This is a genomic window from Sphingobium sp. B11D3A (assembly GCF_025961695.1).
Classification (GTDB): domain Bacteria; phylum Pseudomonadota; class Alphaproteobacteria; order Sphingomonadales; family Sphingomonadaceae; genus Sphingobium.
Genome location: NZ_JAOQOE010000001.1, coordinates 2,213,315 through 2,229,298, shown reverse-complemented (window position 1 = coordinate 2,229,298; position 15,984 = coordinate 2,213,315). Strand labels below are relative to the sequence as shown.

14 protein-coding genes are annotated in these 15,984 nt (G+C 62.9%); 10 read left to right on the top strand and 4 right to left on the bottom strand.

From position 1 onward, the window contains the following. Window positions 1-259: 259 nt before the first annotated feature. The 10 genes from hemE to M2332_RS10550 all read left to right on the top strand — a co-directional run bounded on the left by hemE (window position 260) and on the right by M2332_RS10550 (window position 10,175). Window positions 260-1,291 carry a uroporphyrinogen decarboxylase gene (gene hemE, locus M2332_RS10595; RefSeq protein WP_264574952.1) on the top strand — a complete coding sequence of 344 codons (1,032 nt, stop codon included), beginning with the start codon at window positions 260-262 and terminating at the stop codon, window positions 1,289-1,291. 140 nt (window positions 1,292-1,431) lie between these two features. Further along, window positions 1,432-1,872, top strand: a complete 441-nt coding sequence (locus M2332_RS10590; RefSeq protein ID WP_264574951.1) for a CopD family protein — start codon at window positions 1,432-1,434, stop codon at window positions 1,870-1,872. A gap of 176 nt (window positions 1,873-2,048) precedes the next feature. Beyond that, window positions 2,049-3,305, top strand: coding sequence for a transcription termination factor Rho (gene rho / locus M2332_RS10585; protein WP_181561074.1), 1,257 nt, complete (start codon window positions 2,049-2,051; stop codon window positions 3,303-3,305). Between the two features lie 28 nt (window positions 3,306-3,333). Then, the gene (locus M2332_RS10580) at window positions 3,334-4,014 is read left to right on the top strand and encodes a YjbE family putative metal transport protein (RefSeq protein WP_181561075.1); all 681 of its coding nucleotides are present in this window, start codon (window positions 3,334-3,336) and stop codon (window positions 4,012-4,014) included. Window positions 4,015-4,195: 181 nt separating this feature from the next. Further along, window positions 4,196-4,462, top strand: a complete 267-nt coding sequence (locus tag M2332_RS10575; RefSeq protein ID WP_264574004.1) for a DUF6489 family protein — start codon at window positions 4,196-4,198, stop codon at window positions 4,460-4,462. Between the two features lie 22 nt (window positions 4,463-4,484). Continuing rightward, entirely contained in the window at window positions 4,485-5,780 is a 1,296-nt protein-coding gene (gene mnmE, locus M2332_RS10570; RefSeq protein WP_264574003.1) for a tRNA uridine-5-carboxymethylaminomethyl(34) synthesis GTPase MnmE, read from the top strand. A 78-nt stretch (window positions 5,781-5,858) separates the two neighbouring features. Then, a complete protein-coding gene (mnmG, locus tag M2332_RS10565) occupies window positions 5,859-7,733 on the top strand; it encodes a tRNA uridine-5-carboxymethylaminomethyl(34) synthesis enzyme MnmG (RefSeq protein ID WP_413715956.1) in 1,875 nt (624 codons plus the stop codon). Beyond that, window positions 7,730-8,464, top strand: coding sequence for a 16S rRNA (guanine(527)-N(7))-methyltransferase RsmG (locus tag M2332_RS10560; RefSeq protein WP_264574002.1), 735 nt, complete (start codon window positions 7,730-7,732; stop codon window positions 8,462-8,464). The genes mnmG and M2332_RS10560 overlap by 4 nt, the downstream gene beginning before the upstream one ends. Continuing rightward, complete coding sequence (locus M2332_RS10555; RefSeq protein ID WP_264571641.1) at window positions 8,461-9,243, top strand: ParA family protein; 783 nt, start codon at window positions 8,461-8,463, stop codon at window positions 9,241-9,243. Before M2332_RS10560 ends, M2332_RS10555 begins: the two co-directional genes overlap by 4 nt. Further along, window positions 9,240-10,175, top strand: a complete 936-nt coding sequence (locus tag M2332_RS10550; RefSeq protein WP_264574001.1) for a ParB/RepB/Spo0J family partition protein — start codon at window positions 9,240-9,242, stop codon at window positions 10,173-10,175. Before M2332_RS10555 ends, M2332_RS10550 begins: the two co-directional genes overlap by 4 nt. Before the next feature lie 16 nt (window positions 10,176-10,191). Here the strand turns inward: M2332_RS10550 and kdsA are convergent, their stop codons facing one another. The 4 genes from kdsA to M2332_RS10530 form a co-directional block, all read right to left on the bottom strand. Next, window positions 10,192-11,028, bottom strand: coding sequence for a 3-deoxy-8-phosphooctulonate synthase (gene kdsA / locus M2332_RS10545; RefSeq protein ID WP_264574000.1), 837 nt, complete (start codon window positions 11,026-11,028; stop codon window positions 10,192-10,194). 77 nt (window positions 11,029-11,105) lie between these two features. Further along, window positions 11,106-11,900, bottom strand: a complete 795-nt coding sequence (locus tag M2332_RS10540) for an SDR family NAD(P)-dependent oxidoreductase (protein WP_264573999.1) — start codon at window positions 11,898-11,900, stop codon at window positions 11,106-11,108. A gap of 27 nt (window positions 11,901-11,927) precedes the next feature. Continuing rightward, window positions 11,928-14,726, bottom strand: a complete 2,799-nt coding sequence (gene polA / locus M2332_RS10535) for a DNA polymerase I (protein ID WP_264573998.1) — start codon at window positions 14,724-14,726, stop codon at window positions 11,928-11,930. A gap of 43 nt (window positions 14,727-14,769) precedes the next feature. Then, a complete protein-coding gene (locus M2332_RS10530) occupies window positions 14,770-15,879 on the bottom strand; it encodes a glycerophosphodiester phosphodiesterase (protein ID WP_264573997.1) in 1,110 nt (369 codons plus the stop codon). Window positions 15,880-15,984: the final 105 nt, after the last annotated feature.

Below are 15,984 nucleotides of genomic sequence, written 5' to 3'. Positions count from 1 at the left end.
GTGGATAACTGCTTCCCCTCAATTCATGCCCATTCACCCTGTCGGACCCCGATCATCTATCCACAGCCGCAATGGGTTGCACACAGGCTGTGAATCATGGGGATGACGCCGGTGACTCGTCACGGCTTCACGGGTCGCCTGAGGTCAAGCTGTTGGCAAAAGGGTGATGAGCGAATAATGCCCGTTGTCCACTCCCCAACAGAATCCAACAACCTTCTCTTTTATATAAATAGGATATTGGTCTGTGCATGACTCGTCCGTGATCGATACCGGTGTGACGGCACCGCTGCTGAGCGTCCTGCGCGGCGCTGTCCCGGCGCGTCCGCCCCTCTGGCTGATGCGTCAGGCCGGGCGATATCTGCCGGAATATCGGGCTTTGCGCGCCGAGAAGGGCGGTTTCCTCGATCTTTGCTATGACAGCGAGTCCGCGGCCGAAGTCACCTTGCAGCCCATTCGCCGCTTCGGGTTCGATGGCGCGATCCTGTTTTCCGATATTCTGGTGGTCCCCCATGCTCTGGGTCAGGATCTCTGGTTTGAGGCCGGGGAAGGACCGCGCCTTGCCCCGCCGCTGGTCGAGGGCGAGCTGACAAGTCTCGTACCGGCACCGCAGCGGCTGGCGCCTGTCATTGACACGGTCAGGCGCGTGAGGGCCGCGCTGGCCCCGCAGACGACGTTTCTGGGCTTTGCGGGCAGTCCCTGGACGGTGGCGACCTATATGGTCGCCGGGCAGGGCAGCAAGGATCACGCCGCCGCCCGCCGCATGGCCTATCAACAGCCGGCGAAGTTCGGCGCGATCATCGATGCCATTGTCGGAACCACGGTTGATTATCTCTCCGACCAGATCAAGGCCGGCGTGGATGCCGTGCAGCTTTTCGATAGCTGGGCCGGTTCGCTCAGCCCGGCGCAGTTCCGTGAGTGGGTGATTGCGCCCAACGCGCGCATCGTCAAAGCCTTGAAGCTGCGCCATCCCGATACGCCGATCATTGGCTTTCCAAAGGGAGCAGGGGCCAAACTCGTCGACTATGCGCAGGAAATCGGGGTCGACGCGCTGGGTCTTGATGAGACGCTTGATCCGGCCTGGGCGGCGCGTGAATTGCCCGCCCATCTGCCGCTGCAAGGCAATCTCGATCCGCTGGCGCTGATCGCCGGCGGGGAGACGCTGGATCGGGCGGTGGACGCCATTCTCGAGGCTCTGTCCGGCCGGCCGCACATCTTCAACTTGGGTCATGGCATCTTGCCAGACACGCCGATTGCCCATGTCGAGCAACTGGTGGCGCGCGTTCGCGGGTGATCGGCGGCTCTTGGAAAACGCAAGCCAGCGCCTCGCACCCCGTTCCAATTCCTCGTCGACTGGCCTAGAAGGCTTGGCGATCGCGCGCGGTTGTTGAAGCACGACGAAGAGGTTCAGTTTCCATGTCCATCCTGCCCGGCATCGGCTTTCTCGGCGCTGCTTATCCATGGGTTCTTGCCGCACATGTGATCTTCGTCATCTTCCTGATGGCCAGCCTGTTCATGATCCCGCGCTACTTCATCTACCATCATCAGACCGAGCCCGGCTCGGCCGAGGATCAGGCGTGGATCGAGCGTGAGACGCGGATGAAGCGCATCATCATGAACCCCTCGATCGTGCTGGTCTGGGTGCTGGGCCTGCTGCTGGCCTTCCAGACCGGGGCCTGGAGCGAGGGCTGGTTCCACGCCAAGCTGCTGCTCGTGATCATCCTCTCGGGCTTTCACGGCTGGATCGTCGGCTATTCCAAGAAGCTCGCTCGCGGCCTGCGCCCCTGGCCGGAAAAGCGCTTGCGTATGATCAACGAGGTGCCGGCGCTGCTCGTGACCCTGATCGTTATTCTGGTGATCGTCCGTCCGTTCTGAACGGCCCGTTGCGAGCGGTGAGAGCGCCATCGCTCTGCGCTTGACTTGGAATCGGCCAGTGCGTAATTCGGGGCGTTCCCTTTACAGGCGCTGACCTATGCGCCTGATTGCCCTCTCCAGGCATTCCGGCACAGTCACATTCCCTTTATTTTCACTCCCGCCGTCGGACCCAATCCATGCATCTTAAAGATTTGAAGCGCAAAGCCCCGGCCGAGCTGGTCGCCATGGCCGAGGAACTCGGCGTCGAGGGTGCCTCGACGCTGCGCAAGCAGGACCTCATGTTCGCCATCCTCAAGGAGCAGGCGGAAAATGGCGAGCAGATCATGGGTCTGGGCACTATCGAGGTGCTGGCCGATGGCTTCGGCTTCCTGCGCAGCCCTGAGGCGAATTATCTGGCCGGCCCGGACGACATCTATGTCTCGCCCAATCAGGTCCGCAAATTCGGCCTGCGCACCGGTGATACGGTGGAAGGCGAGATCCGCGCACCCAAGGATGGCGAGCGCTATTTCGCGCTGACCAAGCTCGTCTCGGTCAATTTCGACGATCCCGATGTGGTCCGTCACCGCGTCAATTTCGACAATCTGACACCGCTTTATCCCGACGAAAAGCTGCGGCTCGACACGCTTGATCCTACGATCAAGGACAAGTCGGCCCGCGTCATCGACATCATCGCGCCGCAGGGCAAGGGCCAGCGCGCGCTCATCGTGGCGCCGCCGCGGACCGGCAAGACCGTGCTGCTGCAGAACATCGCCAAGGCGATCACCGACAATCATCCCGAGGTCTTCCTGCTGGTGCTGCTCATCGACGAGCGGCCGGAGGAAGTCACGGACATGCAGCGCAGCGTGAAGGGCGAGGTGGTTTCCTCCACTTTCGACGAGCCCGCGACGCGCCACGTCCAGGTCGCCGAAATGGTGATCGAAAAGGCCAAGCGCCTTGTCGAGCACAAGAAGGATGTCGTCATCCTGCTCGATTCCATCACGCGCTTGGGCCGCGCCTACAACACGGTGGTGCCCAGCTCCGGCAAGGTGCTGACCGGCGGTGTCGATGCCAACGCCCTGCAGCGCCCGAAGCGCTTTTTCGGCGCGGCGCGGAACATCGAGGAGGGTGGCTCGTTGTCGATCATCGCCACGGCACTCATCGATACGGGTAGCCGTATGGACGAAGTGATCTTCGAGGAGTTCAAGGGCACCGGTAACTCGGAAATCGTCCTGGATCGCAAGGTCTCGGACAAGCGCATCTTCCCGGCGCTGGATGTCGGCAAATCCGGCACCCGTAAGGAAGAGCTGCTGGTCGAGAAGGACAAGCTCTCCAAGATGTGGGTGCTGCGTCGTATTCTCATGCAGATGGGTACGATCGACGCGATGGAATTCCTGCTCGACAAGATGAAGGATTCCAAGACCAACGAAGACTTCTTCGCCACGATGAACCAGTAACGCATTTCAACAGGGGTTACGCGCTGCCATGGCTGAAATCTGGTCACATATCGTCTCGGACGTCTCCACGCTGTTCTCGGGCGATATCAGCGCCTGGTCCGCGTTCGTCAAAGTTCTGTTGATCGACGTCGTCCTGGCCGGGGACAATGCCATCGTCATCGGCGCGCTCGCGGCGGGATTGCCGGCGCATCAGCGCCGGATGGTCATCTTCATCGGTATCATTGCCGCGCTGGTGCTGCGCATCGCCTTTGCGCTCGTGGTCACGCAGCTCATGCAGATCATCGGGCTGATTTTTGCCGGCGGCATCCTGCTCCTGTGGGTATCCTGGAAGATGTACCGCGAGATCGTGCAGGGGGCGGGGCACAATGCCGGCTCGCCTGAGGTCGAGGGTGACGAGCATTCCGGGCTTCGTCCCGCGAAGAGCTTCATCGGCGCGGCTTGGGCTGTGGCGGTGGCAGACGTCTCCATGAGCCTCGACAATGTGCTGGCGGTGGCCGGTGCAGCCCGCGAGCACCCCGGCATTTTGATGATCGGCCTGGTCTTCGCGGTCGCTCTGATGGGCATCGCTGCGAATATCATCGCGAAATATATCGAGCGCTATCGTTGGATTGCCTGGATCGGCTTGCTGGTCATTCTCTATGTGGCCGCGACGATGATCTACACCGGCATCACCGACAAGGATATCGGGCTGCTCCAGCTCTTCGCCTAAGCCGAGAGGCAAATTGCTAAACAAGGAAACCGGCAGCGCTCAGCAAAGGAGCGCTGCCGGTTTCCTTGTTTCTGGCTGACCAGTGCGGGGTGATAATCGCCGGCCGAGGGCAATTTGCTAGCGAAATGAGCCCCGATGCGGCATGTCATGCCCACCCTATCTCGCGCGGAGCCCTGCCATCATGAAGTTCAAAGTCGATGTTGAGTGCACCCCGGAAGAGGCACGGTCGTTTCTCGGTCTGCCTGATCTGAAGCCGATCCATGATCTTTATATTCAGGCGGTACTCGATACGATGAGCGGCCAGACCAACCTTGAGCAGATGGAGCGGATGTTCCGCAGCATGTCGCCGCTGGGAGATGCAGGCATGAAATTATTTTCCAGCCTCATGGATATCGGCATGGGCGCGGCGGGCGCCAGCTCTCCCGCAAAATCCAAGAATGACGGCTGATTTTCACGTGGTTTGACGATCGATGACGGATCGGGATACGATTTTTGCGCTCTCCAGCGGGCAACTGCCCGCCGCGATTGCGATCGTTCGGGTCTCTGGACCTCTCGCGCTTGAGGCTGCTCGCGTCATAACAGGTCGGGATGCCCCAGCGGCTCGGCACGCGGCGTTGCGGCGGTTTTTCGATCCGGCGAATGGCGACTTGCTCGATGAGGGTTTGCTGATCTGCTTTCCCGGGCCCAATACAGAGACCGGCGAAGACATGGCCGAATTCCAATGCCATGGCTCCCATGCGGTGGTGCGGGCGCTGGAAACCGCTCTGGCTGCCATGCCTGGCTTTCGGCGGGCAGAGGCGGGCGAGTTTACCCGGCGCGCCTTTCTGAGCGGCAAGATGGATCTCGCCGGGATCGAAGGCTTAGGCGATTTGATCGCGGCAGAGACTGCGCTGCAACGGCGTGCTGCCATGGCGATGATGGGTGGAGCGTTCTCCCGCAAGATCGAATCCTGGGCGACCGACCTTCGACTGCTGGCCGCACAGATCGAGGCTCAGCTCGATTTTTCCGATGAAGGGGACGTATCGGGCGCGGACCTCGCGCGCATCACAGCCGCAGCGATTGAAATCAGCGCAGAGATGCGTAAGGAACTGGAGCGTCCTTCGGCGGACCGATTACGCGATGGCATTCGCGTCGCCATCGGCGGTCCGCCGAATGCTGGCAAGTCGTCCCTGTTCAACCAGCTGGTTGGACGCGATGCTGCGATTGTCTCCCCTCATGCGGGAACGACCCGCGATGTGATCGAGGCGTCAGTCGCCCTCAATGGCATCGCATTCGTATTATCTGACTCGGCGGGACTGCGCGAAGCCGGTGACGAGATCGAGCAGATCGGCATCGGACGCGCGGAAGCTCTTTTGGCCGGGGCTGACATCGTGCTGTGGCTAGGGCGGTCTGAAGACGCGCCCTCAGGTCAAGGGGCGTTGGTGCAGGTCGCAGCGAAAGCCGATCTTGCTCTCGCAGATCGCGAGGCGTCGAGCCTGTACGTGTCGAGTGTGACAGGTGAGGGGATTGGTTCTCTCATTGAGGAGCTGTGTGCGCTGGCCAGCAGTATGTTGCCCGGGCCCGGCGACTATGCGCTGTCACAGCGGCAACGAGCTGTCATAAAACGAGCGGGTGATGCTTTGGATGCCTGCACTGGTGAGTCTGACGAAATCCTGGTTGCAGAAAATCTTCGTCAGGCGCTGGCCGCTCTGGATGAATTGACCGGACGCACCACGACTGAGCTTGTGCTGGACGAGGTGTTTCGCGGCTTCTGCATCGGCAAATAGAGTGGGTTGTTCCACGTGGAACGTCGGCCTGTCCGCAATGCTTTGACGCTCTTTGATGTGGCCGCTAGGGGCTGGGACATGAGCAAGCATGCGCAAGCCATGTTCGATGTCATCGTTGTCGGCGGTGGCCATGCCGGCACGGAAGCTGCGGCCGCTGCCGCGCGCCGCGGCGCGCGTGTCGCTTTGGTAACGGCCGATCCGAGCCGCATCGGGGAAATGTCCTGCAATCCTTCCATCGGCGGGTTGGGCAAGGGCCACCTCGTACGCGAAGTGGATGCCCTGGATGGGTTAATGGCGCGGGCCGCAGACAGCGCCGCCATCCATCGCCGAATGCTCAATGCCAGCAAGGGTGCCGCCGTTCGCGGCCCGCGCATCCAGGCCGACCGGCGGAAGTACCGCGCGGCCATTCAGAGCATGATCGCAGCGCAAGCGGGCCTTTCGGTCATTAGTGGTGAAGTAGCGGCCTTGGATGTCGGCCCTGCCGGGGCCCTGAACGGCGTCGTGCTCGCGGATGGGCAGAAGCTGGGCGGACAAGCCGTAGTCCTCACGACCGGAACATTTCTGGGCGGCCTGATGTTCAGGGGCGCGGAGCGAGTTGTCGGCGGGCGGATCGGTGAACATGCCGCAAGTGCCTTGGCTCAACAATTGCGGAACCTCGACCTGCCTATGGGCCGGCTCAAGACGGGCACGCCGGCCCGTCTGGATGGACGCACGATCGATTGGGCCCGGCTGGAAGAGCAGCCGTCAGATCTCGACGCCTGGTCAATGTCCTATCTAGGTTTTGATGGCAGCGAGCAGCAACCCCAACTTCGCTGCGCCATCACCCGGACCAACGCCGAGACCCATCGCATCATCCGCGATAACCTCGGCCTTTCACCCTTGTTCTCGGGCGATATTGAGGGGCGGGGACCACGCTATTGTCCCTCAATCGAGGACAAGATTGTCCGCTTCGGAGACCGGGAGGGCCATCAGGTCTTCCTCGAGCCCGAGGGTCTGGATGATCATCTTGTCTATCCCAATGGCCTCAGTTCGTCCCTGCCGACGGACGTGCAGATTGCATTCCTCCGGTCCATGGAAGGGCTGGAACAAGTCGAGGTCGCCGTTCCCGGCTACGCGGTCGAGTATGACCATATCGACCCGCGCGCCTTGGATCGGACTCTTTCGCTCCGTGCCATGCCTGCGCTCTTTCTGGCCGGTCAGATCAACGGCACCACCGGCTATGAGGAGGCTGCGGCACAGGGGCTTGTGGCTGGCGCGAACGCTGCCGCTCATGCCTTGGGTCTTGAGCCGCTGCTGCTTGACCGCGCGGAAAGCTATATTGGCGTTCTTATCGACGATCTCTGCCTGCAGGGGATTACCGAACCCTACCGAATGCTCACCGCTCGTGCCGAGTTCCGGCTGCGACTGCGGGCAGACAATGCTGCCACGCGCCTTACGCCGACGGCTGTTCGGCTTGGCTTGGCAAGCGCAGCCCGAACGACCTGGTGGCACGAGCGAGAACAAGCACGCGTGGCGCTCGCTGTCGTGTTGGAGAAGCTGGTGTCCGGCACTGATTTACGCGCAGCTGGGGCAGATGTTCGCGACGACGGTGTCCGCAGATCTCTCGCCGAATGGGCTCGTTTCCCGGCAGTGGCGCGCGGGCATCTTGCCAAATATGCGCCGGCCCTCGAAACGGCGGAAGACGGCCTTGTCGAAGAGCTTTTGCAGGACGCGATCTATGTGCCTTACGTCGAAAGGCAGGACGCGGAAGTGAGGGCCCTCCGCGCCAATGATGCCATTGCGCTGCCCGCCGACCTCGATTTTTCTGCGGTCGGCGGTTTGAGCACAGAGATGGTCGAACGGTTGACCCTTGCGCGCCCCGAGACGCTTGGTGGTGCCGCCCGGATCAGGGGAATTACGCCGGCAGCTTTGGCCGCGCTGCTCGTCGCAGCGCGGACGGGCCGCGCCGCATGACGGAGGAAGAGGCGCAAGGGTGGCTCTCCGATCAAGGCTGGTGGGATGGTCCAACCGGGGATAGGCTGCGGACTTTTGTGGCCCTCGTACTGGAAGAGGCCGACCGGCAGAACCTCATTTCTGCTGGGAGCAAGGCGTCCATTTGGGCACGGCATATTGTAGACTCCGCCCAGTTGCTAACTCATGCGGTATCCGCTCAAACGCCCGCCGATGGACTGTGGCTGGACCTCGGAACCGGCGCTGGGTTTCCGGGCCTAATTATCGGCTGCTTGCGCGAGGCGCCGATTCGTCTCGTAGAGGTCCGCCCTTTACGAGTCGCCTTCCTCAAACGCTGTGCCGAAGCTCTCGACCTTGGCCACGTCGATGTCGTTCAATCCAAGGTGGAATCGGCCCGATTTGATCGGGCCGCCGCCGTGATCAGTGCTCGCGCTTATGCGCCTTTGGATCGACTGCTCACCACAGCGCATCATTTGGCGGACGAAAACACCATCTGGCTGCTCCCCAAGGGCCGGAGCAGTGAGAAGGAACTGGAAATTGTCCGGCCGCACTGGCAAGCTGTGTTTCACGTGGAACAAAGCGTCACGGACGCCGAAAGCGCCATCCTAACAGTCCGCCAGCTGAAAAAACGTGTCCCGGTCCGAGCGACCGATAAAAAGCCGGGCAGTTCGAGACGGAATGGCAAGAGGCGCAGGGCGATAGTGACGCCGGCGGGGCCAAAAGGACAGTCATGATCAGTATTGCAATCGCGAACCAGAAAGGCGGCGTTGGAAAAACCACCACGGCGATCAATCTCGCTACTGGCTTGGCTGCCACTGGTCACCGCACCCTGCTGATCGATCTTGATCCGCAGGGCAATGCCTCCACGGGGATGGGGGTCACGACGAAGGATCGCGCGCGGTCGAGCTACGATTTGCTGATGGGCGATTGTGATCTCGATGACGCTGTGATTCGCACAGTGGTGCCGGGCCTGGATCTCATTCCCGCCACGCAGGATCTCTCAGGGGCGGAGATCGAACTAATCGATGTCGAGCAACGAACTCACCGTCTCGCCAACGCTCTGAACAATGCGGAAGCCGGTCGTTGGGAAGTCTGCCTGATCGACTGCCCGCCGTCGCTCGGGTTGCTAACGGTCAATGCCATGGTCGCGGTGCAATCGATCCTTGTGCCGCTGCAATGCGAGTTCTTTGCCCTTGAGGGCCTGTCGCAGCTGCTGCAGACCTTCGAGCGCATTCGGGCGCGGTTCAATCCGGACCTGTCAATCCTCGGCGTGGCGCTGACGATGTATGATCGCCGAAATCGGCTGACCGATCAGGTCGCGGACGATGTGCGGGCCTGTCTCGGCGACCTCGTGTTCAAGACGGTCATCCCGCGCAACGTCCGCCTCTCGGAGGCCCCCAGCCACGGGCTGCCCGCCCTTATCTACGACATGCGCTGCGCTGGATCGGAAGCCTATATGGCGCTCGCGCGCGAACTGATCGAGAAGCTTCCCAAGGAGACCGTAGCGGCATGAGCGACGCAGATGTATCCGGCAAGCCGCGCCGTTTGGGGCGCGGTCTTTCTGCCCTGCTCGGTGAAGTCGCACGCGACGTATCGGTGGCCGAAGAGGGCCGGGCTGGGGCCGAGAGCGGGGCGGCAGGCGATGCGGACCGGCCCAAGGCCGTCCGCTTCCTTGAAATCGTGCGCGTGTCGCCGCATCCCGATCAGCCGCGGCGACATTTCGACGAAGGTGCGCTCTCTGAACTCGCAGACAGCATCCGTGAGCGGGGAATCATCCAGCCGATCGTCGTCCGCCCGCTTGGGAATGATCGCTATCAGATCGTCGCGGGTGAGCGGCGCTGGCGGGCGGCGCAGAAGGCACAGCTTCACCAAATCCCCGCGATCGTCCGCGATTTCACCGAGGCAGAAACGCTCGAGATTGCGCTGGTTGAGAACATCCAGCGGGAGGAGCTGAACCCGATTGAGGAGGCGCAAGCCTATCAGCGCCTGATCAATCAGTTTCACCACACGCAGGAAGCGCTGGCCCGGATCGTCGGCAAATCACGCAGTCATATTGCGAACCTGATCAGGTTGCTGGATCTGCCGGAGCCTGTTCAGGAGCTCGTGATGACCGGGGCCCTGTCCATGGGGCACGGGCGCGCCCTTATCGGCTCCACCGATTGCGCGGACCTAGCGAAAGATGTTGCGTCAAAGGGTCTTTCCGTTCGCGAAACCGAGCGCTTGGTTCGCTTGGCACGTGAAGGAAAAACTGCGCCACGTGGTGAGGGGCGGCCCGCATTGGGCCGTGATCCCGATCTGATCGCCATGGAACAGCATCTGTCGGATCTGCTCGGCCTGCGCGTCGGTATCAATCATGAGGGCGGGAAAGGCACGCTGACCCTGCAATATTCCAGCCTCGAACAGTTGGACATGATCTGCCAGAAGCTGACCGGCGGCGGCTTCTGATCGCTTCCTTCGGGCGTCAGCGCTGCTTTGCCAGCGCGTCGAACGCCTGAAGGTCGCGCAGAAGCGCTGGCAGGTCGCGCAACGGCAACATGTTCGGCCCATCGCTGGGCGCGCGGTCAGGGTCTTCATGCGTTTCGATGAATATGGCCGCGACGCCGATTGCAACCGCAGCGCGCGCCAGCACGGGCACGAAGCGTCGTTCGCCGCCTGAGCTTTCTCCTCGTCCGCCCGGCTGCTGGACACTGTGGGTGGCATCGAACACGACCGGGCAGCCGGTTTCTGCCAGAAGCGGGAGCGCCCGCATGTCGCTGACCAATGTGTTATAGCCAAAGCTCGCGCCGCGTTCGGTCAGCATGACCTGATCGTTTCCGGCACTGCGCAGCTTGCGGACGACATTCGCCATGTCCCAAGGGGCAAGAAACTGCCCTTTCTTGACGTTGACGACGCGGCCTGTTGCGGCAGCAGCCAGCAAGAGATCAGTCTGGCGGCAGAGGAAGGCCGGGATTTGCAGGACGTCCACGATCTCGGCGACCGGCGCGCATTGGGCCGCGTCATGTACATCGGTGACCACCGGGCAGCCGAACTGTGCTTTCACATCTGCAAAGACATCCAGCGCCTGCGCGAGGCCAATGCCGCGCGGCGCATCGACAGAGGTGCGGTTCGCCTTATCGAAGCTGCTCTTGTAGATGAGCGGCATTCCGATTGCGCTGGTCATCTCGACAAGGGCCTGCGCCGTCTCCAGCGCATGCGCGCGTGATTCCATCGCGCAGGGACCGGCAATCAGGGCAAGCGGGCGGTCATTGGCGATGCGCAGCGGGCCGATGGTGACGCTGTGAGGGGCAATCTCTGTCATGCACCCCGCATAGCCGCCCTACGCGGTCCCGCAAAGCCCGAGCAGCGGTGCCGGCCGGCGTGGTCGGCGCCGCTCGCTTATTCTTCCGCCAGACAGGCCGCGAGGCCACTGCGATAATCTGAAAATCGGGGCTGCCATCCGAGAAGCCGTTTGGCCTTGCCATTCGCGACGCGCCGGTTCTCGCTGTAGAAAGCCCGTGCGGCCGGAGACAGGCCTGCGGCTTCTATGGATTGAAGAGGCGGCGCCGGCCGGTCGAGAAGTGCGCAACCGAACGCGATGACGTCATTCTGAGAACAGGGCATGTCGTCGGCGAGATTATAGATGCCGGAAGGCCCAGCCATGCCTGCCAGTACGCCAAAGACAATATCTTCCACGTGGACTCGGCTGAATATCTGGTCTGGCAGATCGATTCTGCGGGCCCGGCCCTCGCGAATCCGATCCAGGGCACTGCGCCCCGGGCCGTAAATGCCGGGCAACCGAAACACTCGAATGCGCGCGCCAAGCTCCTGCCACGCCAGATCAGCAGCGGCGCGTGCATTGCGCCGGCCTTGGCCAACGGGCGCACTTTCATCCACCCATGCGCCGCCGGTATCCCCATAGACTCCGGTCGAGGACAGATAGCCGATCCAACCGGCAGGCGCTTCTTCCAGCAAGGCACCGTAGCGCTGCAGCACGGGATCGCCTTTGTCCGTTGGAGGAACAGAGGACAGGATGTGGGTTGCCCGGCGCAGGGCGTTCGTGACCGCCGCGTCGTCATCGAATGCGATCGTGCCGGCACGCCCCGTCGCCTCCACCGTCCAACCGCGCGATCGGAGCGCCTCGGCGAGCCGTGTAGCGGTGTAGCCAAGTCCAAAGATCAGCATGTGGGGCATCAGGTCGATTTCCGCATATGGCTGCGCCTAATGGGCAGCGCCCCAGCTCGATCCGGTCCCGATTTCCACGCCAAGCGGCACGGTGAGCGTAACGAGTGGCTCTGCGGCGCTGGCCATGACAGACCGGATGATCGGCGTGGCGGCCTCCACATCGTCTTCCGGCAGTTCGAACACCAGCTCGTCATGGACCTGCAGCAGCATCTTCACCCGGTCCAGTCCGGCATCCCGAAGAGCCGGACCCATGCGCACCATTGCGCGCTTGATGATGTCTGCGCTGGTCCCCTGAATAGGGGCGTTGATCGCGGCGCGCTCCGCACCCTGGCGGACGTGCTGCACCGGCGATTTGATCTGGTTGAACCAGGTCTTGCGGCCGAACAGCGTGGTCGTGTGCCCCGTGGAACGCACCTTCTCCAACGTCTCATTGATATAGGCCGAGATGCCGGGGAAGCGGTCGAAATAGCGGCTGATCATGGCCTGGGCTTCGTCCGCGTCTATCTCCAGACGGGCCGCCAACCCCCAGCGTGAGATGCCGTAGAGAATGGCGAAGTTGATCGTTTTGGCCCGCGCACGCGTCTCGCGGGTCATCTCGCCGAACAGCTCCTGGGCGGTCGCGGCATGAATATCCTCGCCGCGCAGAAAGGCGTCCCGCAACTGCGGCACGTCGGCCATGTGCGCCGCGAGGCGGAGCTCGATCTGGCTATAGTCCGCAGCCAGGATCACATTGCCCTGTTCGGCAATGAAGGCATCGCGAATCTGGCGACCGGTTTCGGTGCGGATCGGGATGTTCTGTAGGTTCGGGTCGGTGGAGGAGAGGCGGCCGGTCTGCGCGCCGGTCAGCGAGTAGCTGGTGTGGACGCGACCGGTATCGCGGTTGATCTGGGCCTGCAGGGCGTCGGTGTACGTCGATTTGAGCTTCGAAAGCTGGCGCCAGTCCAGCACCAGCCCGGCGATCTTGACGCCATCCGCCTTCATGCGCTCGAGCACGGTCACATCCGTGGAATAAGCGCCGGACTTGCCTTTCTTTCCGCCTTTGAGGCCCATTTTTTCGAAGAGGATCGCACCAAGCTGTTGGGTCGATCCGATGGCAAAGGGCTGGCCGGCCTCAGCGTGAATCTCTTCTTCCAGCCGCGCCATTTCCTGCGCGAACCGGCCGGAGAGCCGGGAGAGATGATCCCGGTCCACCTTGATGCCGCTGCGCTCCATGCCGGCGACCACCGGAATGAGCGGGCGATCCACCAGCTCATAGACCCGGGTCGCGCCTTCTTGGGCGAGGCGGGGCTTGAACCGCGTCCACAGCCGCCAGGTCACGTCCGCATCCTCGCCGCCATAGCGTGTGGCGGCATCGAGCGGCACCTGCGCAAAGCTGATCGCCTTCTTGCCGGTGCCGGTGACGTCCTTGAAACTGATGCACGTATGCTCAAGCACCGCGTGCGCAACCTCATCCATGCCGTGGCCGGCAAGGGACTGCCCGGCGTCGAGATCGAAGCTCATCACCAGCGTGTCGTCGAAGGGCGTGACGGATAGCCCATGCCGGGCCAGCACGTTGAGATCATATTTGATGTTGTGGCCGATCTTCAGCACGCTCGCATCGGCAAACAACGGGCGAAGGCGGGCGATGGCGTCCGCCATGGGAATCTGCGGCGGCGCTTCGGCGAACATGTCGTCGCCGCTGCGGTGGCCCAGCGGAATATAACAGGCCGTGCCGGGGGCGGTGGCGAGGCAGATGCCCACCAGATTGGCAGCCATGCTGTCGAGGGAATCCGTCTCCGTATCGATGGCGATGATGCCGCTGGCGTAGGACTGCGCAATCCACGCATCCAGCCGCTCCAGCGTCGTCACCGTCTCGTAGCTCTCGCAGTTGATCGGGGGCAGGGGGATGAAATCCGGCGTCGTCGGGTCCAGCGCGGCGTCCACAACCGCCTCGGCGACGGGATCCGCCGTCTGCCGGCCCGGCGCACGGCTGGCCATGCGGGCCAGCAAGGCCTTGAAGCCCTGATCCTCAAGAAAGGCGCGCAGCGGCTCGGCGGGGATGCCATCCAGCTTGAGATCATCGAGCGCGTGCGGCAGCGGCACTTGGCAGTGGAGCGTCACCAGCTCGCGCGAGAGGCGGGCGAGCTCTGCATGCTCGATCAGCCGCTCCTTGAGCTTGGATGGCTTCATGTCCGGCGCTGCGGCCAGCACCGCATCCAGGTCGCCATATTCCCCGATGAGCTTCGCAGCGGTTTTCGCGCCGACGCCGGGCACGCCGGGGACATTGTCGACGCTGTCGCCCATCAGGGCCAGCACATCGCGCAGCTGCTCGGGCGCGACGCCGAACTTGTCCTGCACATAATCCGGCCCGCGCCGCTCGTTCTTCATCGTGTCGAGCATGTCCACGCCCGGCTGGATGAGCTGGGCCAGATCCTTGTCGGAGGAGACGATCGTCACGTCCCAGCCCTGCGCCACCGCCTGGCAGGTGTAGGTGGCGATGATATCGTCGGCCTCGAATCCGGCTTCCTCGATGCAGGGCAGCGAAAAGGCGCGGGTCGCCTCGCGGATCAGCGGAAACTGCGGGATCAGGTCTTCCGGGGGGGGCGGCCGGTGGGCCTTGTACTGATCGTAGAGATCGTTGCGGAAAGTGTGCGAGCCCTTGTCCAGGATCACCGCGAGATGGGTCGGCCCCTCCTCCTTGTCCAGCGCGTCGGCGAGCTTCCAGAGCATCGCCGTATAACCATATACCGCGCCGGCGGGTGTGCCATGGCGGTTGGTGAGTGGTGGAAGCTGGTGATAGGCGCGAAAGATGTAACTCGAGCCATCGACGAGATAGAGATGATTGCGGGAAGCCATGCGAAGCGGGATAGCGCGGCCACGGGCGGGAGGCCAGCGCCGATCAGGCTCCATCCACGGCGAGGCGCCCCAGAGCCGGGTCATCGGTGAAGAAGCCATCCACCCCGAGCGACAGATAGCGCCGGATCTCTGCCACCGAGCCAGCCTCATGCCGGGCATTCTCGCCACCGGGACCGCGCAGCTCGCCGGGCAAGAAGCGGTTCTCGGACCGGAAGGTATAGAGGTAGACGCGCAGCCCCGCGGCATGAGCATCGGCGACAAGGCGGGCCGGCTTGGCGAGGCGGCCTTCGGCGTCCAGCGGCATGACCGAGTGCGAGGAGGGGCCGATGGCGTCGGCATAATCGGCAATGGCGGCGAGCCCGGCTGGGGATGCCATGTCGCCATAGGTTGTCTTCAGTCCGTCGAGGGCGGCGTCGGCGGGCTGGCGGTCGAAGGTCTCGAACAACTGGAGCAGCTGGATGTTCGTCGGCCGACCGATTTTCTGCCGAATGGCGCGCAGATTGGTGGTTTCGAAGGACTGAATCACGATCGGGCAGCGGCGCGTATAATCGTGGCCGGCCAGCGCACTGAGCAGGGCGTCTTCAAGCGGCAGACCGATGCTGGCGAAGTAGGTTGAGTGCTTGATTTCCGGAATCAGGCCGATCGTTCTGCCTTGCGTGCCCGTCTGCGCCGCGACGAAGGCGATGATCTCGTCCAGCGTCGGGATGGGGAACTGGCCGTCGTAGCTTTGGCTTTCCGGGCGGATCGCACCCAATCGCTCGACGGCACGCAGGGTCTTGAGTTCCGCCAGCGAAAAATCCTCGGTGAACCAGCCGGTGACCGCCTCGCCATCGATCTGCTTTGTGGTCCGGCGGTCTGCAAATTCTGGGCGCTTTGCCACATCGGTGGTGCCGCCGACCTCGTTTTCATGTCGCGCAACGAGCACGCCGTCGCGCGTCATCACCAGGTCCGGCTCGATGAGATCCGCGCCGTCCGCAATGGCCCGGCCATAAGATTCCAGCGTATGCTCGGGCCGCAGGGCGCTCGCGCCGCGGTGAGCGAATACGAGAGGCTGGTTGCCGTCGAGCGTCTGAGCGCGCCCCGTCTCTCCGCCGAGAGCAGGGGGCGCCAAGGCCGCGACGCCCAGACCGATGGCATCCCTTCGGGTCAACATTCCACCTCCATCGCGAGAGTCAGGACGGGCACGAGCCTATGCGTCGTGCTGGCGCATCTTCGTGACAGGACGATGGCGCTCATTTTGCCTCCTGCCCTCGCGCCC